The organism is Achromobacter sp. Root83 (genome assembly GCF_001428845.1).
In the GTDB taxonomy this organism is placed as follows: domain Bacteria; phylum Pseudomonadota; class Gammaproteobacteria; order Burkholderiales; family Burkholderiaceae_B; genus Achromobacter.
This window is the reverse complement of the sequence record NZ_LMIU01000012.1, coordinates 222,186-243,376: the sequence shown is the minus strand read 5'-3', so window position 1 is coordinate 243,376 and position 21,191 is coordinate 222,186. Positions and strand designations below refer to the sequence as shown.

The 21,191-nt window shown below is 66.2% G+C and carries 20 protein-coding genes; 11 read left to right on the top strand and 9 right to left on the bottom strand.

The features are described from left to right. Positions 1-17: 17 nt before the first annotated feature. The 3 genes from ASE30_RS13480 to ASE30_RS13470 are packed head-to-tail and all read right to left on the bottom strand — an operon-like array spanning position 18 to position 3,687. Positions 18-1,358 carry an MFS transporter gene (locus tag ASE30_RS13480; protein ID WP_057284808.1) on the bottom strand — a complete coding sequence of 447 codons (1,341 nt, stop codon included), beginning with the start codon at positions 1,356-1,358 and terminating at the stop codon, positions 18-20. Further along, entirely contained in the window at positions 1,355-1,762 is a 408-nt protein-coding gene (locus ASE30_RS13475; protein ID WP_057284807.1) for a heme-binding protein, read from the bottom strand. The genes ASE30_RS13480 and ASE30_RS13475 overlap by 4 nt, the downstream gene beginning before the upstream one ends. Beyond that, positions 1,759-3,687: a propionate--CoA ligase gene (locus ASE30_RS13470; RefSeq protein ID WP_255366980.1), complete on the bottom strand. Its 1,929-nt coding sequence runs from the start codon at positions 3,685-3,687 to the stop codon at positions 1,759-1,761. Before ASE30_RS13470 ends, ASE30_RS13475 begins: the two co-directional genes overlap by 4 nt. 249 nt (positions 3,688-3,936) lie before the next feature. Between ASE30_RS13470 and ASE30_RS13465 the strand changes: the two genes are divergently transcribed. After that, complete coding sequence (locus tag ASE30_RS13465) at positions 3,937-4,596, top strand: C40 family peptidase (RefSeq protein ID WP_057284805.1); 660 nt, start codon at positions 3,937-3,939, stop codon at positions 4,594-4,596. Positions 4,597-4,769: 173 nt separating this feature from the next. Here the strand turns inward: ASE30_RS13465 and ASE30_RS13460 are convergent, their stop codons facing one another. From ASE30_RS13460 to ASE30_RS13445, 4 genes are all read right to left on the bottom strand, one after another. After that, positions 4,770-5,093, bottom strand: coding sequence for a DUF2325 domain-containing protein (locus ASE30_RS13460; protein WP_035212827.1), 324 nt, complete (start codon positions 5,091-5,093; stop codon positions 4,770-4,772). Positions 5,094-5,308: 215 nt separating this feature from the next. Beyond that, entirely contained in the window at positions 5,309-6,253 is a 945-nt protein-coding gene (locus tag ASE30_RS13455; protein ID WP_057284804.1) for a CysB family HTH-type transcriptional regulator, read from the bottom strand. 94 nt (positions 6,254-6,347) lie between these two features. Further along, entirely contained in the window at positions 6,348-7,841 is a 1,494-nt protein-coding gene (locus ASE30_RS13450; RefSeq protein ID WP_057284803.1) for a CoA-acylating methylmalonate-semialdehyde dehydrogenase, read from the bottom strand. 112 nt (positions 7,842-7,953) lie between these two features. Then, complete coding sequence (locus tag ASE30_RS13445; protein WP_057284802.1) at positions 7,954-9,171, bottom strand: ABC transporter substrate-binding protein; 1,218 nt, start codon at positions 9,169-9,171, stop codon at positions 7,954-7,956. Between the two features lie 212 nt (positions 9,172-9,383). On the opposite strand from ASE30_RS13445, the gene ASE30_RS13440 reads away from it, so the two are divergent. Further along, positions 9,384-10,304: a LysR family transcriptional regulator gene (locus ASE30_RS13440; RefSeq protein WP_057284801.1), complete on the top strand. Its 921-nt coding sequence runs from the start codon at positions 9,384-9,386 to the stop codon at positions 10,302-10,304. Between the two features lie 43 nt (positions 10,305-10,347). Here ASE30_RS13440 and lptF read toward each other — a convergent pair whose 3' ends face one another. After that, complete coding sequence (gene lptF / locus ASE30_RS13435; protein WP_082601573.1) at positions 10,348-11,451, bottom strand: LPS export ABC transporter permease LptF; 1,104 nt, start codon at positions 11,449-11,451, stop codon at positions 10,348-10,350. Positions 11,452-11,508: 57 nt separating this feature from the next. On the opposite strand from lptF, the gene ASE30_RS13430 reads away from it, so the two are divergent. From ASE30_RS13430 to ASE30_RS13390, 9 genes are all read left to right on the top strand, one after another. After that, positions 11,509-13,017, top strand: coding sequence for a leucyl aminopeptidase (locus ASE30_RS13430; RefSeq protein ID WP_057284800.1), 1,509 nt, complete (start codon positions 11,509-11,511; stop codon positions 13,015-13,017). Between the two features lie 22 nt (positions 13,018-13,039). Beyond that, a complete protein-coding gene (locus ASE30_RS13425; RefSeq protein ID WP_057284799.1) occupies positions 13,040-13,501 on the top strand; it encodes a DNA polymerase III subunit chi in 462 nt (153 codons plus the stop codon). 46 nt (positions 13,502-13,547) lie between these two features. Further along, positions 13,548-13,937, top strand: coding sequence for a hypothetical protein (locus ASE30_RS13420; protein ID WP_057284798.1), 390 nt, complete (start codon positions 13,548-13,550; stop codon positions 13,935-13,937). 128 nt (positions 13,938-14,065) lie between these two features. Then, positions 14,066-14,776, top strand: coding sequence for a Bax inhibitor-1/YccA family protein (locus ASE30_RS13415; protein WP_057284797.1), 711 nt, complete (start codon positions 14,066-14,068; stop codon positions 14,774-14,776). A 90-nt stretch (positions 14,777-14,866) separates the two neighbouring features. After that, the gene (locus tag ASE30_RS13410) at positions 14,867-15,784 is read left to right on the top strand and encodes an aldo/keto reductase (protein WP_057284796.1); all 918 of its coding nucleotides are present in this window, start codon (positions 14,867-14,869) and stop codon (positions 15,782-15,784) included. A 4-nt stretch (positions 15,785-15,788) separates the two neighbouring features. Next, the gene (locus ASE30_RS13405; RefSeq protein ID WP_057284795.1) at positions 15,789-17,078 is read left to right on the top strand and encodes an NTP/NDP exchange transporter; all 1,290 of its coding nucleotides are present in this window, start codon (positions 15,789-15,791) and stop codon (positions 17,076-17,078) included. 90 nt (positions 17,079-17,168) lie between these two features. Continuing rightward, positions 17,169-18,125 carry a tripartite tricarboxylate transporter substrate binding protein gene (locus tag ASE30_RS13400; RefSeq protein ID WP_057284794.1) on the top strand — a complete coding sequence of 319 codons (957 nt, stop codon included), beginning with the start codon at positions 17,169-17,171 and terminating at the stop codon, positions 18,123-18,125. A gap of 31 nt (positions 18,126-18,156) precedes the next feature. Beyond that, entirely contained in the window at positions 18,157-19,137 is a 981-nt protein-coding gene (locus tag ASE30_RS13395) for a succinylglutamate desuccinylase/aspartoacylase family protein (protein WP_057284793.1), read from the top strand. Between the two features lie 3 nt (positions 19,138-19,140). Then, positions 19,141-20,241: a pyridoxal-phosphate dependent enzyme gene (locus ASE30_RS13390; protein WP_057284792.1), complete on the top strand. Its 1,101-nt coding sequence runs from the start codon at positions 19,141-19,143 to the stop codon at positions 20,239-20,241. A gap of 28 nt (positions 20,242-20,269) precedes the next feature. Here ASE30_RS13390 and ASE30_RS13385 read toward each other — a convergent pair whose 3' ends face one another. Beyond that, complete coding sequence (locus tag ASE30_RS13385; RefSeq protein WP_057284791.1) at positions 20,270-21,178, bottom strand: LysR family transcriptional regulator; 909 nt, start codon at positions 21,176-21,178, stop codon at positions 20,270-20,272. Between the last annotated feature and the right edge of the window lie 13 nt (positions 21,179-21,191).

Sequence of the window (21,191 nt, the reverse complement as noted above, 5' to 3'; positions counted from 1 at the left end):
CCTGGCGTATACCGCCTTCAGGCGGTCCGGCGTGCCAGGCCGCCTTTCATGTCCACGCGCGACAGCAGAACCAGTCCGCCCACGAAGAACAGGCCGGTGACAAGAATGGCCAGGCGGTGGTTGCCGTGCGTGGCCCAGGTCACCAGGCCATAGGTCAGCGGACCGATCACCGCGGCAAGCTGCACGGCGAAGGTCCACAGCGAATAGAACTCGGCCAGGCGTCCGGCGGGCGCCAGCGCGCCCGTCATCGCCCGGCCCGCGCTCTGGGTCGTGCCCATGCAGAGCCCGGCCAGCGTAGCGGCGATCCAGAACACCGGCGCGGTCACGGCCGCATAGGCCACCAGCACCATCACGATCCAGCCGGCCAGGGTGATGGCCAGCGCCGGCTTGTGGCCGATGCGGTCCTGCACATAGCCGAACGAGAACGCGCCCGCCGCCGCGCCGATGTTCACGGTGAACACCAGCAGCATGATCTGCGGCGTGGTGAAGCCCATGACTTCCGATGCATAGACCGCCGCCAGCGTGATCACGACGGAGATGCCGGCCTGGTAGCAGGCAATGCACATGAGCAGGCGGCGGAATTCGGGGAAGTGCCGCCCGGTCTCGCGCCAGGCATAGGCCAGGCGCTTGAGCATGTGCAGCGCTTCTTGCTTGCCCGCCCGCGGCCGGGCGCGCTCGCGCAGCAGGAAGAAGGACGGCAGCGCCGCCAGCGCAAACACCGCGCAGGTGACGACGATGACCCAGGGCACGAAGTGCTCGGCCGTGGCGCCACGCGCTTCGGCCAGCGTCACCACGACCAGCGACAGGCCCAGCGTGAGCATGCCGCCGCAATAGCCGAAGCTCCAGCCCCAGCCGGACACGCGCCCCAGCGCCGCGGGCTTGGCAAGCTCCGGCAGGAAGGCCGCGACCACGGATTCGCCCACGCAATAGCAGTAGTTCGACACGACGATGGCGGCCAGCGCCAGCCATACGTCGCCGGGTCCGGCCTGCGTCAGGACCAGGGTGGCCGCCACGCAGCCCACCGTGCTCGTGTAGAGCAGGCGGCGCTTGCCCGCGCGCGCGTCGGCGCGGGCGCCCAGCGTGGGCATGGTCAGCATGATGAGCAGATAGGACAGCGATAGCGCCGCGGTCCATGCCAGCGTGGCCCACGGGGCGCGCCCGCCGACCACGCCGACGAAATAGGTGCTGAACACCGCCGTGAGGATCACGGTGGTGTAGCCGGAGTTCGCGAAGTCGTACATGGCCCAGGCCCAGACTTCGCGCTTGGTCACGCCGGGGTTCAGGGGACCGGCGTCCCCCGAACCGGCGTTCGGTCCGGAAACGCCGGCGGGCGTTTCCGGCGGCAGCGCCTGGCTCATAGGCCCAGCGCGGCGATGCCTGCTTGCGCGATCTGCACGTCTTCGGTGGACTTCACGCCCGACACGCCCACCGCGCCCACGACCTGGCCGTCGGCCACGACGGGCACGCCGCCTTCAAGCATGCCTTCGATCAGCGGCGCCGACAGGAACGAATAGCGGCCGTTGTTGATGATCTCTTCGTAGATGCGCGATTCGCGGCGGCCCAGCGCGGCGGTCTTGGCCTTGGCGGGCGCAATGTGCGACGAGATGGGGGCCGCGTCGTCCAGGCGCAGCATGCCCAGCAGATGGCCGCCGTCGTCGGTCACGGCGATGGTGACGGCCCACTTGTTCTGCAAGGCGTGTGCTTCGGCCGCGGCCAGAATCTTCTTGACGTCTTCGGCGCTCAGCACGGGTTTGGTTTTCATTGCAGTGACTCCTTGATCTGTTCGAGGGCGTTAGGGTCTTCCATGGTGGTCAGGTCGCCGGGATCGCGCGCTTCGCATACCGCGACGATCGCGCGGCGCAGCACTTTGCCGGAACGGGTCTTGGGCAAGGCGCCCACGAACCGGATCCTGGCTGGCCTTGCCACGGCGCCAAGCTGATCTTCCACCAGCCGCATGATATCGCCTTCCAGCTGCTTTGCCCCTTCCGGCGTATCGGCCGCGGCGGGATTCTTCAGCACGGCGAAGGCCATCGCGACCTGCCCCTTGAGCGCGTCGGCCACGCCCACCACCGCGCATTCCGCGATCCCGCTGTGGCTATTGACCGATTCCTCGATCTCGCGGGTGCCCAGCCGGTGGCCGGCCACGTTGATCACATCGTCCGTGCGGCCCAGGATGAACCAGTAGCCGTCCGCGTCCACCAGCCCCCAATCGAACGTGGAGTACACCTCCCGCCCGGGAATGGACGTGAAGTAGGTCTGGACGAAACGCTCGTCGTCGCCCCAGATGGTGGACATCGCGCCGGGCGGCAACGGCGGCACGATGGCGACCACCCCCTTTTCGTCCGGACCCAGATCCTCGCCGGTGGATTCGCTGACGATGCGCGCATCGAAGCCGTAGACCGGGAACGACGGGCTGCCGAAGCGGGTGGGCACGTTCTCCACGCCCGGCTGCGCCGACAGGATCGGCCAGCCCGATTCGGTCTGCCAGTAGTTGTCGATGATGGGCTTGCCCAGCCCCTCGGAAATCCATTTGGCCGTCGGCTCGTCCAGCGGCTCGCCCGCCAGGTAGACCGCGCGCAGGGAGGACAGGTCGTGCTGCTTGAGCAGCGCCGGATCCTGGCGCTTGAGCACGCGCACCGCCGTGGGCGCCGAGAACAGGGTGTTCACCCCGAACTGCTCCACCAGCTTCCACAGGATGGCGCCGTCGGGGCGCACCGGCGTTCCTTCATACAGGACGGTCGCCTGCCCGCCGATCAGGGGCCCATAGACGATATAGGAATGCCCCACCACCCAGCCGATGTCGCTGGTGCAGAAATAGGTGTCGCCGGCGCGGCCGTTGAACAGGTATTCCATGGACGAGGCCAGCGCCACCGCGTAGCCGCCCGTGTCGCGCTGCACGCCTTTGGGGCGGCCCGTCGTGCCCGAGGTATAGAGGATGTAGCTGGGCTCCGACGACTCCAGCCACTCGATGGGAACGTGGGTGCCGCGATGGCGTTCGCGCAGGGTGGCGTAGTCCAGGTCGCGCCCGGCTACGGGTTCGAACGGCGCCAGGCCGCGGTCGAACACCACCACCGAGGCCGGCGGCGTCTTGGCCAGGGCCAGCGCGCGGTCCAGCAGCGGTTTGTACGGCACCACCTTGCCGCCGCGCGAGCCGCCATCCGTGCACACCACCACCTTGGGCGCCGCGTCATCGATGCGCTGGGCCAGGTTCACGGAGGCGAAGCCGCCGAACACTACCGAGTGCACCGCGCCGATCCGCGCGCAGGCCAGCATCGTGAACACCGCTTCCGGCACCATGGGCATATAGAGCAGCACGCGGTCGCCGCGCTCCACCCCGAGTTCGCGCAGCATGGCGGCGGCGGCATTGACCTCGTCATAGACGTCCTGGCGCGTGTAGACATGCTCGCGGTCCACTTCGGTGGACACCCAGATCAGGGCGGGATGGTCGGCCTGCGTCGGCAGCCAGCGGTCGACGGCGTTGTAGCAAAGGTTGGTGCGCCCGCCTACGAACCACTTGGCGAATGGCGGGCGCGAGAAATCCAGGACAGACTCGAAAGGCGTTTCCCAATGGATGCGGCTGGCCTCTTCGCGCCAGAATGCATCGCGGTCATGTACCGATCGGTAATGGAAATCCCGGGTTTTTTGCATTTTTGTCTCCTGGTATTGTTCATAGGCCTTAAGGCTGATTGCGTTCTTTTCGAATCTTTTCGGTCATTCTGGTAGGCAAACCTTGCACGAGGCTTGCCGCAAGTCAAAAAATTCTTCCCGATGTCCACGCTGCATGGATATTTAGGGCCGTTACGTCATGAATCGGCCTTAAAAGTTTGGTAGAATCCCCGCGAAGTTGCACAAAATTGTTGATTTTGCTGACATCTCAGCCACATCCGCGGCGATTGCCGTGGTTTTTGCTGTCATCGGCAAGTCATCCCCAGGCGAATGCATCGACACTCCATAATCGCGCGATTCAATTCATCCGTTGACCAGGCAAAGCGTGGTCTGCGTATGCTCGCGCTGACCGCGTGCGTTGCGGGTTTGGCAGGTTGTGCGGGCACTAATCAAAAGTCAATCGCCCATTCGTCCGAGATCGATCCGTACGAAATGGAATGGGTTGCCACCTCCGATGATCCCATCGGTCTTCTGGTGGTGCAGAAATTCAAGCGCGAACGCCAACGCACCCACTCGGGCGTCGACAGCGACCACGCCATGGTCAGCGAAGCCCTGAATTATCTGGGCATCCGCTACCGCTTCGGCGGCAATTCCCCCGACACCGGGTTCGACTGCAGCGGCCTGGTCGCCTATTCCGCGGAACGCTCGCTGGGCCTGAAGCTGCCCCGCAACGCCGCCGCCATCGCCCAGCAAGGCACCTCCATCACCAAGAACGAATTGAAGGCCGGCGACCTGGTCTTCTTCAACACGATGGGCCGCCGCTTCTCGCATGTGGGCATCTATCTGGGCGACGACCGCTTCGTGCATTCGCCCAGCAGCGGCGGCGTGGTCCGTGTGGAAAACATGACCATGGCCTACTGGTCCAAGCGCTACAACGGCGCACGCCGCCTCGACAACAGCCTGATGGCATCGGCCCGCGCGGCAAACTGACCCGCCCTTCCTCAAGATATTCGCACGGCGCCAACACCCCGCGCCATCCCCAGAATGCAAAAATGCCGCCGGACTTTCCCGTCCGGCGGCATTTTTATTTCTCTTCGCGGCGTTTGGGCCGCAGGCCGTGTCGGCCTCCCCAGTTATCCGTATTGGCGCGGCAGGACGCCCGCTCAGTGAACCGTGCCTGCGCGCGGGCACAGACCGCACTGCTGCAGGGCCTGCTGCATGCTGCACACCGAACGGCGACACGCCACGACCCGGATGCCGCCGCGCTGCGCCGCGTTGCGGAAGGTCTTCATGACGTTGTGCCCCAGGAAGTCGGTCAGCAAAATGACCAGTTGGGTGCCCGAAGGCAATTGCAGCGTCTTCTTTTGGTGCGAGGGATCGCGTCCACTGATGTGGTGCGTGATCGAGATATTGTGCCCCTTGAGCAGATCGGGGATGTTGCCAAGGCGGTCGGCGCCCACTACCACTGCACTTAATCCTGCCGTCATGATGAACCTCACTGGGTCGTTGAGACTGGATGTAATGATAATGATTCCTATTTTTTAGTCAACTTAAATGAGATACGTTCTTATTTAATTATTTTTATGAGCTTGGGGAAAGGGATAGCGAGCCTCCTGCCCATGACCTCAAAAAAAAACGCGCCGCCCAAGGGGCAGCGCGCTTTTCGCCAGGATGTTGAACGCCGGCTGAGTGGGATGCCGGCTTACTTGGGCGGTCCTTGCACGGCCTCGGTGACCACGGCGCGCGTCAGGGACGGCGCCAGCATCTCCAGGAAGGTGTACACATAGTCACGCAGGAACACCCCCGACTTCACGCCCACGCGCGTCGTGTGCGTGCCGAACAGGTGGCCCACTGGCAGCCCGACCAGATTGGCGTCGCGGCGCGGGTCATACGCCACGCCGGCGATGATGCCGATACCCAGGCCCACGTCCACGTAGGTCTTGATCACGTCGGCGTCGATGGCCTCCAGCACGATGTCCGGATGTATTCCCTGGTTGGCGAAGATCTCGTCGATCGTGCTGCGGCCGGTAAAGGCGCGGTCATAGGTCACGATCGGATACTCGGCCAACTGCGCCAGCGACAGCCGCTTGGCGGCGCTGGAAGTCAGTTCGGCCAGGGGATGGTCCGGCCGCACCACCACGGTGTGTTCCCAGGCGTAGACGGGCAAGGTTGCCAGGCCCGGGGTCAGGGCCAGCGATTCGGTGGCCAGCGCCAGGTCGGCCTGCTCATGCAGCACCATTTCGGCAAGCTGCGCGGGGCTGCCCTCGGCCAGCGACAGGTGGACCTTGGGGAACTGCTTGCGGAACGCGGGAATCACGCGGGGCAGCAGATAGCGCGCCTGGGTGTGCGTGCAGGCGATCACCAGGCCGCCCTCGTCGCGGCGCGCGAACTCGTCGCTTACCTTTTTCAGGTTGTCCACCTCGCGCATGATGCGGTCGATGACTTGCGACACGGCCAGGCCGGGCTTGGTCAGGCCCTTGATGCGCTTGCCATGCCGTTCGAAGATCTTGATGCCCAGCTCATCTTCGAACTCGATGATCGCCTTGGACACCCCCGGCTGCGAGGTATAGAGCATCCGGGCGGCTTCGGTCAGATTGAAGTCGCGCCGGATGGTTTCGCGCACGAAACGAAATTGCTGGAGGTTCATTAATTGGCCCCTGATAGACGGGCCAATTATAAGTAATAAGAACGCCTTGTTATATGAATTATTCGTATAAGCTTAAGAACAAGGCGTCCCCCTTTCAGCGCATCGAGATCGTGGTGTTGACGGTCTTGGCGTGCGCGGACCAGCGAGCCGTGACGGTCTTGGTCTGCGTCCAGAACTGGACAGCCTGCTTGCCGTTGGGGCCCAGGTCGCCCAGCTTGGACCCCCTGGAACCCGTGAAGCTGAACCACGCCACCGGCACCGGAATCGGCACGTTGATGCCCACCTGCCCCACGTCGATGTTGTTCTGGAAGTAGCGCGCCGCGCCGCCGTCCTGGGTGAACAGCGCCACGCCGTTGCCGTTGGGATTGCGGTTGATGAAGGCCACCGCGTCTTCCAGCGTTTCGACGCCGACGCAGCACAGGACCGGACCGAAGATTTCTTCGGTGTAGATGGTCATGTCTTCGCTCACGCCGTCGAAAATCGTCGGGCCCACGAAGTTGCCTTGCTCGAAGCCCGACACTTTCAGGTTGCGGCCGTCCAGCAGCAGCTTGGCGCCTTCGTCCACGCCCTTCTGGATCAGGCTCTCGACCCGCTTCTTGGCATTGGGCGAGACCAGCGGGCCCAGATCGGCTTCCCGGTCGGTGCCGGAATTGACCTTGAGCTTTCTGGAGCGTTCGACGAAATCAGGCAGCCAATTGCGTGCGTCGCCCACCAGCACGGCAACGGACGAGGCCATGCAGCGCTGGCCGGCAGCGCCGAAAGCCGCGCCCACGAGCTGGTTGAGCGCGACTTCCGGATCGGCATCCGGCAGGATCACGCAGTGGTTCTTGGCGCCCATCATCGACTGGCAGCGCTTGCCCGCGGCCGACGCGCGGTTGTAGATCTCGGTGCCCACCCGGGTGGAACCGATGAACGACACCGCCTTGATGTCCGGGTGCTCGCACAGGCCGTTGGCCGTTTCCGGACCGCCATGCACCACGTTCAGCACGCCCGGGGGCAAACCGGCCTCCAGGGCCAACTGAGCCAGGAACAGCGACGCGGTCGGATCCTGTTCGGACGGCTTCAGCACGAAGCTGTTGCCGCAGGCCACGGCGATCGGGAACATGAAGCAAGGCAGCATCACCGGGAAATTGAACGCGGTGATGCCCGCACACACGCCCAGCGGCTGGATCAGGGTGTAGACGTCGATGCCGGACGCGGCGTTTTCAGCGTATTCGCCCAGTTGCAGGTTCGCGATCGAGCACGCATGTTCGACCACTTCCAGGCCGCGGCCGATTTCGCCCTCGGCGTCCGGCAGCGTCTTGCCGTGCTCACGGGTGATCATCTCGGCCAGCTTGCCGGTGTTGGCGCGCAGCAGCTCCTGGAACTTCAGCATGACGCGCATCCGCGCGCCCTGCCCGCTGTTGCGCCAGGTCTTGAAAGCCTCCTTGGCGTTGGACACGGCCAGGTCCAGCTCTTCGCGCGTGGCGAAGGGGACCTTGGCAACGACTTCCTGGGTGGCGGGGTTGATCACGTCTCGCCATTCGGTGGTTTTGGACTGCACTAGCTTGCCGCCGATCAATAGCGGAACGCGCGGGACTTCACTCATTTTGATGCTCCTCACACTGCGTAGTCGATGCGGATGGTGTTCCGCGTTCTTGGATACTGCGGCGCGCCGCCGGACCGGAATCCGCAGACGCCGGCGGGTCGCCGGACCCGGCTTATTTCTTCACCAGCGGGCACAAGGAATCGGACAGGGGCTGGAAGGCTTCGGCCGCCGGAATGGTGGCCACCAGCTTGGAATAGTCCCAGCCACCCTTGGACTCCGCGGGCTTCTTCACTTCGTACAGATACATGTCGTGGATCACGCGGCCGTCGGGGCGGATAGACGCATTGCGCATGACCGGATCCTTGATGGGCAGCTCCCGCATCTTGTCGGCCACGACCTTGCCGTCGGTGCTGCTGGACGCGGCAACCGAACGCAGGTAATGCAGCACGCTCGAATACACGCCCGCCTGCGTCATCGTGGGCTTCAGGCCGCGGAAGGCCTTTTCGAAGCGCGTGGCCCATTGCCGCGACGCGTCGTCGTAATCCCAGTAGAAGCCGTCCACATAGGACAGCCCCTGGGCGTTTTCCAGTCCAAGCGCACGCAGGTCGGACAGGAAGATCAACAAGGACACCAGCCGCTGGCCGCCGGCCACGATGCCGAACTCGCGCGCCTGCTTGACGGCATTGACCGTGTCCTGCCCGCCGTTGGCCAAGGCCACCACCTGCGCTTTGGAGCTCTGCGCCTGCAACAGATAAGAGGCGAAGTCGGGCGCATTGAGGGGGTGGCGGACGCTGCCGGCAACGGTGCCGCCCAGCGCCTGCACGGCCTTGACCGTGTCGGCTTCCAGCGAGTGGCCGAAGGCATAGTCCACGGTGATGAAGAACCAGGACTTGCCGCCCGCGCGCACGGTGGCCTTGGCGCCGCCGGCGGACTGCGAATACGTGTCGAACATCCAGTGAAAGCCGACGGGCGAGCATTCCTTGTTGGTCAATGCCGTGGTGGCCGGGCCGGAGAACATCACGACCTTGTTCTTTTCGCGGGCGATGCCTTGCACCGCCAGCGCCACGGCGGAATTGGTCAGGTCGGCGATGGCGGTGACGCCGTCGCGGTCAAACCATTCGCGCGCCTTTGCCGCCCCGACATCCGCCTTGTTCTGGTTGTCGGCGGACACCAGTTCGATCTTCATGCCTTTGCATTCCGCGGCCAGGCAGTCGTCGATGGCAAGTTGCGCCGCCGCCACCGAGCCCGCGCCCCCCATGCCGGCATAGGTGCCGGACATATCGGTCAGAATGCCGATCTTCACCGGCGGCTTATCCGCCGCGTGAGCCTGGCTCACCAATGCGGCGCCCAGACACAAGCCTGCGGCCATTCCGCGTGCGTGCAATTTCATGGATTTGTCTCCTGAGTTTTATGCGCTGAGTTCTAGCGTTTTGGCGCCGTCTTCGCGGCCCGCGGTCCCAGGGCATAGCCCAAGGCCTGCCAGCCCAGTGTAGATGTGTGAAAATCAACAAGCAACACTAGAAATGCACATTCCTTGTGCATTCATGCACAGCAAGAATTTGCCCGCCGCGCGCGGTTTCGCGGGGGCCGGAGAGCCGGATCGTGCTTGATTGGGACAGCCTGCGTTATTTCCTGGAAGTGGCCCGCACCCAGCGAGTCAGCGCGGCGGCGCGCAAGCTTGGCGTCGAACACACCACCGTTTCGCGCCGCATCCGCGCGCTGGAAGCCGAGCTGGACACGCTGCTGTTCGAGAAGTCGCGCAGCGCCGGATTCGTGCTGACCGATGACGGCCAGCGCCTGTTCGTGCATGCCGAGCAAATGGAAAGCGTGGTGCACACCGCCCGCGAAAACCTGTCCGGCATCGGGCAGGCGCTGTCGGGCCATTTGCGCATCGGCGCCACGGAGGGCTTCGGCAGCTACGTGCTGACGCCGCTGGCAGCGGACTTCCAGCGGCGCTACCCGCACATCACCTTGGACATCCTGCCGGTGCCGCGCTTTGTCAGCCTGTCCAAGCGGGAGGCCGACCTGGCCATCACCATCGAACGGCCTCAGCGCGGCCCCTACGTGTGCAGCAAGCTGTGCGATTACACGCTGCGCCTGTACGGCACGCCCGGCTATCTTGCACGCCATGCGCCGATCACGGGCCGCGCGGACCTGGCGGACCACACGTTCATCGGCTACGTGGACGAACTTCTGTTCAGCGAGCGCCTGCGCTATCTGGAAGACCTGCTGCCCGCCAGCAAGGTGGTGTTGCGCAGCACCAGCGTCGTGGCGCAGTACCATGCGGCGCTGCAGGGGCAGTCGCTGGCCATCCTGCCATGCTTCATCGCCGCTCAGGACCCCAGGCTCAAACCCGTACTCGAGAACGAGATCGCGATCACGCGCTCATTCTGGATGTACTGCCATGAAGACCTGCGCAAACTCAAACGCGTGACCGTGCTGTGGGAGTTCATCCGCAAGTCGGTGCTGAAAAATGCCGATCTGCTGGCCGGCAAGCGCGGCACGATGAAATACCTGCCGTGACAGGCCGGGGCGGCCGCGATAAGCCGCCCGTCAGCCAAGATGATTACGCGCTGTTCTTGGGGGCCTTCACGCGCAAACGCCGCATCAGCAGGAAGACGGTCAGCACCGCGACCGCGCCGTGGATCGCCCACACGCCCATGCCAAAACTGAGCTTGCCGCTGGAGATCCAGGCGCGCGACAGGTTGATCATGTTCATGTAGAGCAGGCCCACCAGGCCTGCGATGAGCAGGTCGCCCGAACGCCCCAGGCGCGGATTCACCGCGCCAAGCGGAATGGCCAGCAGCGCAAGGTTCAGCGCAGCCAAGGGCAGGGAAATGCGCCACATGACCTGCGACCAGCTGCTGTCGGTGTTGTCTTCCATGAGCTGCTGCGTGGTGCGCGCCTTGGAAGAACGTTCCGCCGCCGCGCGGGCCTCGGCCACGGGATCGTCGCCCGATTTGCTTTCCAGGCGCAGGCCGTATTTTTCGAAATGCACCAGCCGGATTTCGGGCGTGCCTGGTTTCAGGTCGTAGCGGTGGCCTTCACCAAGCACCAGGAAGCGGTCGCCGTTGGGCTGGGTCTCGCTGTGCGCGCTGCTTGCGGTCAGCACGCTCAGCCATTCGGGGCCGACCTCGCGCGCGAACACGTTGCCGAGCTCGTCCTCGGGACGGACGGGATCTTCCGCGAAGAACACGCGGTTGCCGCCGGAAGACTCGGCGAACTGGCCGGCCGTGACCTTGGACAGGTCGGAACGTTGCTCGAAGCGCTCGTGGTATTCGCCGATCTGGCGATAGGCCCAGGGCGACGCCACCAGCGTCAGGCCCGCCACCGCCACCGCCACGGGAACCGCGACGCGCAGCACGGGCTTGAGCCAATCGGCAAGGGATAGGCCGCTGGCGAACCACACCACCATTTCGGACTCGCGGTAATTGCGAGTCACCGTGGTCAGCACCGCGATGAAGATGGAGACCGCCAGAATGGTCGGTAGCGCGGTGATGGTCGACAGCGCGGCCAGCACCAGCACGACGTCCGCTCCGATGTTGCCGCCCGCGGCCTCGCCGAGCAGGCGCACGAGAAGCACGCTGAGCCACACGACGAGCAACGTGGAAAAGACAACGCCAGCGTGACTGGTGATCTCGCTGACGACAGAGCGTTTAAATAGAGACATGGGAGAATATGCGGGATAATCGACCGCATCATACACAGACGCACACGGGAAACCCTCATGGAATTTAGCACACAGACCACTGCTTCCCTGCACCAAGTCAAAACCGCCGCCCTTGCCGTGGGCGTGTACGCGGATGGCGTGTTGAGCCCCGCCGCCGATCTCATCGACCGCGCTTCCAATGGCGCCGTGCGCGCCGTGGTCAAGAACGAGTTCCGCGGCCGCGCCGGCTCCACCCTGACGCTGCGCAGCCTGCCGGGCGTTACCGCGCAGCGCGTGGTGCTTGTCGGTCTGGGCAAGCAAGATGAATATTCGGCCCGCATCCATGCGTCGGCCGAGCAGGCTTTTGCCTCGGCCTGCGTGGCAGCCCAACTCACCGAAGGCGTTTCCACGCTGGTCTCCAACCCGGTCACCGACGTCGCCGTCGCCGCGCGCGCGCGCAGCGCCGCCATTGCGGCCGGCAATGCCACTTATCACTACGACGCCAGCTTCGGCAAGCCCGACCGCGACGCCCGCCCCAAGCTCAAGAAGATCGTCCAGGTCGTCGAGCGCGCCGACGCGGCCCAGGCCCAGAAAGGCCTGCGCGAGGGCAGCGCCATCGCCAACGGCATGGAACTGACCCGCACGCTGGGCAATCTGCCGGGCAACATCTGCACGCCCACCTACCTGGGCGACACCGCCAAGCGCCTGGCGCGCGAGTTCAAATCACTGAAGGTGGAAGTCCTGGACCGCAAACAGGTCGAGGCGCTGGGCATGGGTTCGTTCCTGTCGGTCGCCCGCGGCTCCGAAGAAGCGCTGCGCTTCATCGTCCTGCGCCATGCCGGCCTCAAGACGGCCAAGAAGGGCGCCAAGGGCGCGCAGGGCCCGATCGTGCTGGTCGGCAAGGGCATCACGTTCGATGCCGGCGGCATCTCGCTCAAGCCCGCCGCCACCATGGACGAAATGAAGTACGACATGTGCGGCGCCGCCAGCGTGCTGGGTTCGTTCCGCGCCCTGGCCGAACTTGAACTGCCGCTGGATGTCGTGGGCCTGATTCCCGCCTGCGAGAACCTGCCCAGCGGCAAGGCCAACAAGCCGGGCGACGTCGTCACCAGCATGGCCGGCCTGACGATCGAAATCCTGAACACCGACGCCGAGGGCCGGCTGGTCCTGTGCGACGCGCTGACCTACGCCGAGCGGTTCAAGCCGTCCGCCGTGATCGACATCGCCACGCTGACCGGCGCCTGCGTCGTGGCCCTGGGCAACGTCAACACTGGCCTGTTCTCCAAGGACGACGCCCTGGCGGATGCGCTTTCGGCCGCCGGCCGCCAGTCGCTCGACACCGCGTGGCGCATGCCGCTGGACGACGCCTACCAGGAACAGCTCAAGTCCAACTTCGCGGACCTCGCCAACATCGGCGGCCCGCCGGCCGGCGCGGTCACGGCGGCGTGCTTCCTGTCGCGCTTCGCCAAGGCCTACCCCTGGGCCCACCTGGATATCGCCGGCACCGCCTGGCGCGGCGGCAAGGACAAGGGCGCCACCGGCCGCCCCGTGCCCCTGCTGATGCAGTACCTGCTGGATCAGGCTTGAAACGCCTGCAACGGAAGCCCGCATGACGCGCATCGACTTCGCCTTCGGCGCGCCTGACCGTTTGCGCATGGCCTGCCAGGTCGTGCGCAAACGCTTCCTGGCAGGCCAGCGCCTGGTGGTGTACTGTAAGGACGGTACACGCCTGGCTGCGTTCGACCGCATGCTCTGGGCCTTCGACGACACGGCCTTCGTGCCCCATGTGCTGGCCAATGACCCGCTGGCGTCCGACACCCCCGTGGTGCTGACGGCCGGCGATCCGCTTGAGGCCGCGCAGGCAGCGGGCCCCGACGGCCAGCCCCAGCCCTGGCTGCTGAATCTGGACGACGATTGCCCCCCGGGATTCGAGGCCTTCGAACGCCTGCTGGAAATCGTCTCCGATGACCCGGAAGACAAGCAGGCCGCCCGGCAGCGCTGGCGGATCTACCAGACGGCCGGGCATACGCCGCAAAGCCACGATCTCAGCCGCCAGGCCCCGGGCGGCTGAACGCCCTCTTTGCCCCGCCGCATCTTATTGAACTTCGGGAGTTCCCATGCCCTCTCGCCCCATCGACCCTGGCATCCCGACCCTCACTCAGCGGGCCGAGCCCTCTCTATATGGCCCCGCCGGCGACGACGACGCACCCGTGCTGACGGAACTGGCCGACGACGCCGGACTGGCTTATGCTGACGACGCGTTTCCCGTCCTGACGGACATGGCGGATGACGCCGGCGCTTCGGCGTCCCCCCAACCGCTGGCCGCCGCGCCGCAGCCAGCAGCGCCGCTGCCCGACGCGACCGTGCTGACCGCCCGCCTGCAGGCCGAGGTGGAACAGCTCATGCGCGAGGCCCTGGCCGACGCCATCGAGCAAATCCAGGCCCGCATGGACGCGGAATTGCCGGCCATCGTGGCCCGGGTACTGAACGCGGTCAGGCCCGGTTAAGGCGTCCTACAAAGGTCCAGCCGGGGGCCTAAATCTTCCAAAATTGGATTCTTCAGGGAACCGTAAGGTATTCTTCGCATCTAAGCTTTCTAGGCAATCATCATATTTGTCTTACACAGGAGTCCTCAATGAACGAATATCGTCCGTCCCCTTTTAACCGTTCCGGCCAGGTCGCCGGCGCGCCGGGCGAGGTCGCTCGCAATCAGGTCCTGCGCAACACCTATTGGCTTCTGGCCCTGTCGCTGATCCCCACCGTGCTGGGCGCCGCCGTCGGCCTCTACACGGGCATCAACCGCGTCATGGGCGCCAGCCCCGGCCTGTCGGCCATCGTGTTCCTGGTGGGCGCGTTCGGCATGATGTTCGCCATCGAGAAAAACAAGAACAACTCGATGGGCGTGGTCCTGCTGCTGGCCTTCACGTTCTTCATGGGCATCATGCTGTCGCGCCTGCTCGGCTTCGTGATGGGCATGAGCAACGGCTCCCAACTGGTCATGACGGCCTTCGGCGGCACCGCGATCGTCTTCGGCACGATGGCCACGCTGGCCTCGACCATCAAGCGCGATTTGTCCGGGATGCAGAAATTCCTGTTCATCGGCGCCGTGGTGATCCTGGTGGCGGCCTTGGCCAACATCTTCCTGCAGCTGCCCGCGCTGATGCTGACCATCTCGGTCATGGCCATCGTCGTGTTCTCGGCCTTCATGCTGGTCGACCTGCAGCGCGTGGTCAACGGCGGCGAAACCAACTACGTCTCCGCCACGCTCGCCATCTACCTCGACGTCTACAACGTCTTCTCGAACCTGCTGATGCTGCTGGGCATCTTCGGCGGCAACCGCGAGTAATCGCCAGTCGCCATACCAGTACCCAAGGGCCTACATTCGCATGTAGGCCTTTTTCATTGCCCCCGCCATTTGCCCTGACGGAGCCTCGCCATGCCGGACCGCCGCCACTTTCTTCAGACCGCCGCCAGCGCCGCCTTGCTGAGCCCCGCGTGGACCGTACAGGCGTTGACCCCTGCGCCCGCCATGCTGACCCGCGGCATTCCGTCCTCCCGTGAAGCGCTGCCCGTCATCGGACTGGGCACCGCAGACACCTTCAACGTGTCCACCGGGGACGCCGCTGCCATGGCGCCCCTGGCGCAGGTGCTCGACACGCTGATGCAGGCAGGAGGCAGCCTTATCGATACCGCGCCCAGTTACGGGCAGGCCGAGGCCGTCACCGGTGCGCTGCTGGCCCGCCAGGGCGGCCTGCGCGCCCGCGTGTTCCTGGCCACCAAGATCAGCACGCAAGGCCACGAATCGGCGCTGCGCCAGGTGCGGCAGTCGCAGCAAGCCCTGGGCAGCGACAAGCTGGACCTGATCCAGGTCCACAACCTGATCGACACCCGCAACCAGCTCGCGCTGCTGCGCGAACTGAAACAGCAGGGCCTGACCCGCTATATCGGGATCACCCACTACACCGACCATGCCCACGACGAGCTCACGAGCCTGGTCGAACGGGAAAAGCCCGACTTCCTGCAGATCAACCTGTCCGTCGGTGCGCGCAGCGCCGAAAAACGCCTGCTGCCCGCCTGCCAGGCCAACGGGGTCGCGGTGCTGATCAACCGGCCCTTCGAGGACGGCGCGCTGTTCCGCCAGGTGAAGGGCAAGGCATTGCCCAAGCTGGCGGCGGACATCGACTGCACGTCCTGGGCGCAGATCTTCCTGAAGTTCATCATCGGCCACCCCGCCGTCACCGCCGTCATTCCCGCCACGTCCAAACCCGCCAACATGGCGGACAACGCGCGGGCCGGCTTCGGCCGGCAACCCGGCGCCGCCATGCGCGAGCGCATCGCCGCCCTGCTGGCCTGACGCGATGGCAGCCGTTCCCCTATCCTGGCGCGCCGGGGCGGCGCGGGTCTTTGGGATACGGGATGAGGAACTGGCGCCCGCCGCCTGCGGCTTCGCGTTTTTCTTCTTCCTGTTCTGCGGCTACTTCATGCTGCGCCCGATCCGCGAAACCATGGGCATCCAGGCTGGCGTGAACCAGTTGCAATGGCTGTTCACCGCCACCTTTGTCGCCACGCTGGCCGTGGTGCCGCTGTTTGGCTGGTTATCGGCCCGCGTGCCCCGCGCCACCCTGGTGACCTGGGTCTACGGCGTCTTCGCGCTGACCATGCTGGGCTTCGCCGCCTTGCTTCATCTGCAACCCGGCAGCGTCTGGGCCGCGCGGGCCTTCTATGTGTGGCTGTCGGTTTTCAACCTGTTTGTCGTCTCCATCGCCTGGAGCCTGATGGCCGACGTGTTCCGCATGGAATCGGCCAAGCGGCTGTTTGCCCTGATCGCCGCCGGCGCCAGCGCCGGGGGATTGTGCGGACCGTTGCTCGGTGCGTTGCTGGCGGGCGCGCTGGGTCCGGCCGGGCTGCTCGTGCTGTCCGCGCTGCTGCTGACGGCCACGCTGCCGCTCAAGCAATGGCTGCTGCGCTGGCGGGCCGCCACGCGCACCGATATCGGCCTGGAAGCAATACAGCGCCCTATCGAAGGCACGGTCCTCGGCGGGATCTCGCGCATTTTCCGCTCGCGCTACCTCATGGGCATCTCGCTACTGGTGGTGCTGCTGGCCACGCTCAATACCTTTCTCTACATGGAGCAGGCCCGCCTGGTCGCCGACGCCTTCCCGGATACGGCCCAGCGCATCCGCGTCTTCAGCGCGCTGGACTTCACCGTGCAGACGCTGGCGCTGCTGTCGCAGATCTTCATCACCGGCCGGGTGGCCGCCCGCCTGGGCCTGCGCTTCCTGCTGACCGCGGTGCCGCTTGCCGTCGCGCTGGCATTCCTGGCGCTGGCGGCGTTTCCCGTCTTTGGCGTGCTGGCGGCCGCCATGATCCTGCGCCGTGCCGGCGAGTACGCCCTGATCCGGCCCGGCCGCGAAATGCTGTTCACGGCGGTCTCGCCCGAAGACAAGTACAAAACCAAGAACGTCATCGACACCGTGGTCTACCGGGGCGGCGACGCCGCCAGCGGCTGGGTCAAGGCGGGCCTGGACATGCTGGGGTACGGCGCGGCGTTGATCGCGCTGCTGGGCGCCGCGGTCGCGCTGGGCGCGGCTGCGCTGGGCCATGGCCTGGGCAAGCGGGCCGATCGGCGCAATGCAGACATCCATTAGTTTTTTTCGAACATCCATCTCATAAAAGCAAACGGATTCCGCGCGATGCGCCCGCACAATGGCGCAGCTCTCAACGCCTCGGGAATCGTCATGAAACGCACCGCCTGCCTTGCCGCCCTGTTGCTTTGCCTTGCCGCGCCCGGCGCGCAAGCCGACTACCCGGAACGCGCGATCACGCTGATCGTGCCCGCCGCCGCCGGCGGCAACGCGGACATCACCGCGCGCCTCATCGGCCAGGAAATGAGCCGGCTGCTGGGCCAGCCCGTGGTCGTCGAGAACCGGGTCGGCGCGGGCGGCCGCATCGGGACCCAGGCCGTGGTGCGCGCCCCGGCCGACGGCTACACGATCGGCTATGCCCATGTAGGCACGTTGGTGCTGCACCGTTTCCTGTTCAAGCAGCAGCTCTATGACATGGATCGCGATATCGCGCCGATAGGCCTGGTCGCGGAAACCCCGAACGTCATCGTGGTGAATGCCGCCTCGCCCTATCGGGACCTGAAGAGTTTCATCGACGCCAGCCGTGTCCAGCCCGACCGCCTGACCATGACCTCGGCGGATCCCGGCACGACCAGCGAGGTGGGCGTCAAACTGTTCATTGCCCAAACCGGCGCCGCCGTCCGCCAGATTCCCTACAAGGCCACGGCCGCGCAACTGTCCGACCTGCTGGGCGGCCACGTCGACTCCATGATGGAAAACCTGCCGCCTCTGATCGGCAACCTGAAAGACGGGCGGCTGCGGGCGCTCGCCGTCACCACCCGCAAGCGCGCCGCCTCCAATCCCGATGTGCCGACCGTGGCCGAACAGGGCTATCCGGATTACGAGCAGTCGGCCTGGAGCGCGCTGGTCGCACCCGCTGGAACCCCGCGCGCCGTCATCTCCCGGCTGAACGCAGCGATGAACCAGGCCTTGCGTTCAGATGGCGTCAGCAGGGAACTGCGCAGCCGGTCCCAGGAACCCCTGGGCGGCACGCCCCAGGACGTCCAGACACAGATTCTCAAGGAGCTGCCCAAATGGGAAAGCATCATCAAGGCCGCCACGCTGGATTGAGCCGGGTCCGCGCCCGCCTGGGAGCATCCGCATGGCACGGGTAAGCCGGGAGGATTTCTCGGTGGCCGCCGCTACCAACGAATCGGCTTACCGGCGCATCACGATCCCCATGCTGCGGGTGGAGGCCGGGCCAGGCCCCGCTGTCGCCCTGATCGCCGGCGTGCATGGCGACGAATGGGAAGGCCAGGCGGCAGTGCTGGACCTATGGCACCAATTGCCGGAAATTCTGCAGCGCGGCACGGTCTTCCTGCTGCCGGCCGTCAACGCGGAGGCCTCGCTGGCCGGCACGCGCCTGTCGCCCTCCGACGGCGGCAATCTGAATCGGGCCTTCCTGGGCGAGCCGGCGCGCGGCTATACGGAAAGCATCGCGGCCGCGCTGGAAGCCCGGCTGCTGCCCCGCGTGCAGGCAATGGTGGACGTGCACAGCGGCGGCGCATCCCTGCGCTACCTGCCCTCGTCGGTGATCACCCGCTACGGCGACGATGCCTACGACGCCCGCCTGCCCGCCTTGGCCCGTGCCTTCGGGTTGCCCCATTGCGTGTTCTTTCGCGGCGGCGAAAGCGGCTCCATGCCGGCCGCGGCCAGCCGCCACGGCGTCCTGCGCCTGAGCGCGGAAATCGGCGGCGGCAGGGAAACCAGCCGCGGCCTTGCCGAGCGCTGCCGCGAGGGGCTGCTGGGCTGTCTGGCCGAACTGGGCCTGATGCCGGACCATCCCCTGCCGCGCAATCCTGAGATCCGGCTCTATGACCTGGATGCGCCCGCCGCCACGCTGCGCACGCGCGAACCCGGCGTATTCGTGCCCGGCGTCGAACTGGGGCAATCCGTCGCCGCGCGCCAGGACATCGGCCGCCTGATCGAGCCCGCACGCCCCGACACCCCCATGCGCGCCCTGCTCAGCCCGCAGGCGGGCACCGTGGTCTGCCTGCGCGCCATCGCCCGCAGCGGCGACGGCGACTGCCTGCTGCAGGTCGCGCCCGCCCTTCCCCTGGACTCCCTTGCATCCAAGTACTGACCCATGCAGATGAACCCTAGCTTGACCGGCCTGCGCTGTATCCGCTGCGCAAGCCTTTGGCCACCGGGCGACTATCCCGAAGGCTGCCCCAACTGCCTCGCGGCCCGCCATCCCGCCACGCTGGAATGCCGCTACGGCCCTTCCCCGCGTGACGGCGCCATCCCCTTGCCCGTGCTGGCGCCCGTCACGCTGGGTGAAGGCGCCACGCCCATGCTGGCCGCCGAGGAGCTCGCGCGGTCCGAAGGCGTCGGCCAGCTCTGGCTCAAGTGCGAAAGCGCAAATCCCACGGGCAGCCACAAGGACCGGATGGCGGCACAACTGGTTTCGCGCGCCCGCCTGGCTGGCGCGTCCCGCGTGGCGGCCGCTTCCAGCGGTAATGCCGGCGTCTCGCTGGCGGCCTATTGCGCCGCGGCCGGCCTGCAGGCCGATATCGCCATCACCCGCAATTGCCCGCCCCTGCAGCGCGAAGCCATGGAGCGCTTCGGCGCGCGGCTCAGCATCTTCGAGGACAGCCTGGGACGCTGGCCATACGTGGCCGACCTGTGCCGCAACCACGGCGCGTTCGCCGGCACCAATTACCTGAATCCGCCGGTGGGCACGCATCCCTATGGCGTGGAAGGCTACAAGCCCATCGCCCAGGAGATTCTGGACGTTTGCGGCGTCCCCACCGACATCGTCGTGCCCACCGCGCGGGGTGACCTGCTCTGGGGAATTTTCCTGGGCTGGCAGCACCTGCTGCAAAGCGGACGCGTCGCGCGCCTGCCCCGCCTGCACGCGGTGGAGCCCTATGCCCGCCTGTCGCGGGCCCTGGCCACGGGCGATGCCCGGGGCCAGTGGGAAGGCGCGACCGACCAGTACTCGATTGCCGGCGGCACATGCACGCTGCAAGCGCTGGAAGCCCTGTTCCGCTCGGGCGGCGCGCCCGTCGAGGTCTCCGACCCCGACGCCGTCCGGGCGCGGCAAAGACTGGAACACATGGGGCTGGGCACGGAACTGTCCTCCGCCGCCGCGCTGGCGGCCGTGCCCCGGCTCAGGCGCGCGGGCGTGCTGGATGCGGAGTCGACCGTGGTCCTGATGCTGACGTCCGACGGGCGCCGGGGCTGACGAAGGCGCCCATCGGCGTCCGTGCAAGCTAGACGCCGAAACGCTCGACCAGCGGAGCCAGCGCCGCGCGCAGGCAGGTGGCCCAGAACTTGCCCGCTTCGGACAAGGGCCGGCTCCCATGCAGGATCATGTGGCACTCGAAATGCACGGGAGCCGCCAGCGGGCGGTAACACAGGCCCGCCGTCTCCATGCCCAGCGCCGTCGCGGGATTGGCGATGCCGACTCCGTGGCCGGCCAGCGACAGCTGGCAAACGGTGCTGGAATAGGGAGTTTCGATGGCCACCCGCAGGCTCTGGCCGGCCTGGTGCAACAGCGAGTCCAGGCGTTTGCGCGAGCCATCCTCCGCGTTCAGAAGAATCACGTCCGCATCGGCCAGGTGCGAGAACTCCACCGCGTCGAGCCGCGCCAGCGCATGCCCGGCCGGAAAGACAGCCACCGCGCGCAGGCTGGCCAGGCGGTGCCCGCGCAGGCCTTCCAGCTCCGATTCGTCGGCGACCGCCGCCAGATCGAGTTCGCCCGACACCACCATGTCGCGCAAGGTGTTGGAATCGCGGATCTGCAGATAGAGCGGTGTGTCGGGGTAGCGCGTGCGAAAGCGCGAGATGGCGTCGCTGACAATGACCCCGCTGTACGCATGGATGCAGCCGATGCGCAGCCTCGGCTGGGCCGCGCCGCGGATCGCGCGGATCTTGCGCCCCAGGCTTTCCAGGCCGACATTCAGGCGGCGGATTTCTTCGTACAGGAGGGTGGCTTCGGGCGTGCGCTGCATGCGCTGGCGGACGCGTTCGAACAGGCGCAGTTCGATACTGGCTTCCAGCGCGGCCAGCGTGGCGCTGACCGTCGCGGGTGATACATCCAGCCGCCGGGCGGCGGCGGTCACGCTCTCCGTCTCATAGACGGTACGGAAGGTCTCGACCTGTTTGAGCGTGAAGGTCATGGCTCGGGCGCGC

Excerpts from the sequence above, each read along its gene's own strand:
- ASE30_RS13405 (WP_057284795.1), top strand. The coding sequence starts at position 15,789 with ATGGCAGCCGTTCCCCTATCCTGGCGCGCCGGGGCGGCGCGGGTCTTT.
- ASE30_RS13480 (WP_057284808.1), bottom strand. The coding sequence starts at position 1,358 with ATGAGCCAGGCGCTGCCGCCGGAAACGCCCGCCGGCGTTTCCGGACCG.
- ASE30_RS13430 (WP_057284800.1), top strand. The coding sequence starts at position 11,509 with ATGGAATTTAGCACACAGACCACTGCTTCCCTGCACCAAGTCAAAACC.
- lptF (WP_082601573.1), bottom strand. The coding sequence starts at position 11,451 with ATGTCTCTATTTAAACGCTCTGTCGTCAGCGAGATCACCAGTCACGCT.
- ASE30_RS13385 (WP_057284791.1), bottom strand. The coding sequence starts at position 21,178 with ATGACCTTCACGCTCAAACAGGTCGAGACCTTCCGTACCGTCTATGAG.
- ASE30_RS13475 (WP_057284807.1), bottom strand. The coding sequence starts at position 1,762 with ATGAAAACCAAACCCGTGCTGAGCGCCGAAGACGTCAAGAAGATTCTG.
- ASE30_RS13410 (WP_057284796.1), top strand. The coding sequence starts at position 14,867 with ATGCCGGACCGCCGCCACTTTCTTCAGACCGCCGCCAGCGCCGCCTTG.
- ASE30_RS13395 (WP_057284793.1), top strand. The coding sequence starts at position 18,157 with ATGGCACGGGTAAGCCGGGAGGATTTCTCGGTGGCCGCCGCTACCAAC.
- ASE30_RS13455 (WP_057284804.1), bottom strand. The coding sequence starts at position 6,253 with ATGAACCTCCAGCAATTTCGTTTCGTGCGCGAAACCATCCGGCGCGAC.
- ASE30_RS13460 (WP_035212827.1), bottom strand. The coding sequence starts at position 5,093 with ATGACGGCAGGATTAAGTGCAGTGGTAGTGGGCGCCGACCGCCTTGGC.
- ASE30_RS13415 (WP_057284797.1), top strand. The coding sequence starts at position 14,066 with ATGAACGAATATCGTCCGTCCCCTTTTAACCGTTCCGGCCAGGTCGCC.
- ASE30_RS13425 (WP_057284799.1), top strand. The coding sequence starts at position 13,040 with ATGACGCGCATCGACTTCGCCTTCGGCGCGCCTGACCGTTTGCGCATG.
- ASE30_RS13390 (WP_057284792.1), top strand. The coding sequence starts at position 19,141 with ATGCAGATGAACCCTAGCTTGACCGGCCTGCGCTGTATCCGCTGCGCA.
- ASE30_RS13465 (WP_057284805.1), top strand. The coding sequence starts at position 3,937 with ATGCATCGACACTCCATAATCGCGCGATTCAATTCATCCGTTGACCAG.
- ASE30_RS13400 (WP_057284794.1), top strand. The coding sequence starts at position 17,169 with ATGAAACGCACCGCCTGCCTTGCCGCCCTGTTGCTTTGCCTTGCCGCG.
- ASE30_RS13445 (WP_057284802.1), bottom strand. The coding sequence starts at position 9,171 with ATGAAATTGCACGCACGCGGAATGGCCGCAGGCTTGTGTCTGGGCGCC.
- ASE30_RS13420 (WP_057284798.1), top strand. The coding sequence starts at position 13,548 with ATGCCCTCTCGCCCCATCGACCCTGGCATCCCGACCCTCACTCAGCGG.
- ASE30_RS13450 (WP_057284803.1), bottom strand. The coding sequence starts at position 7,841 with ATGAGTGAAGTCCCGCGCGTTCCGCTATTGATCGGCGGCAAGCTAGTG.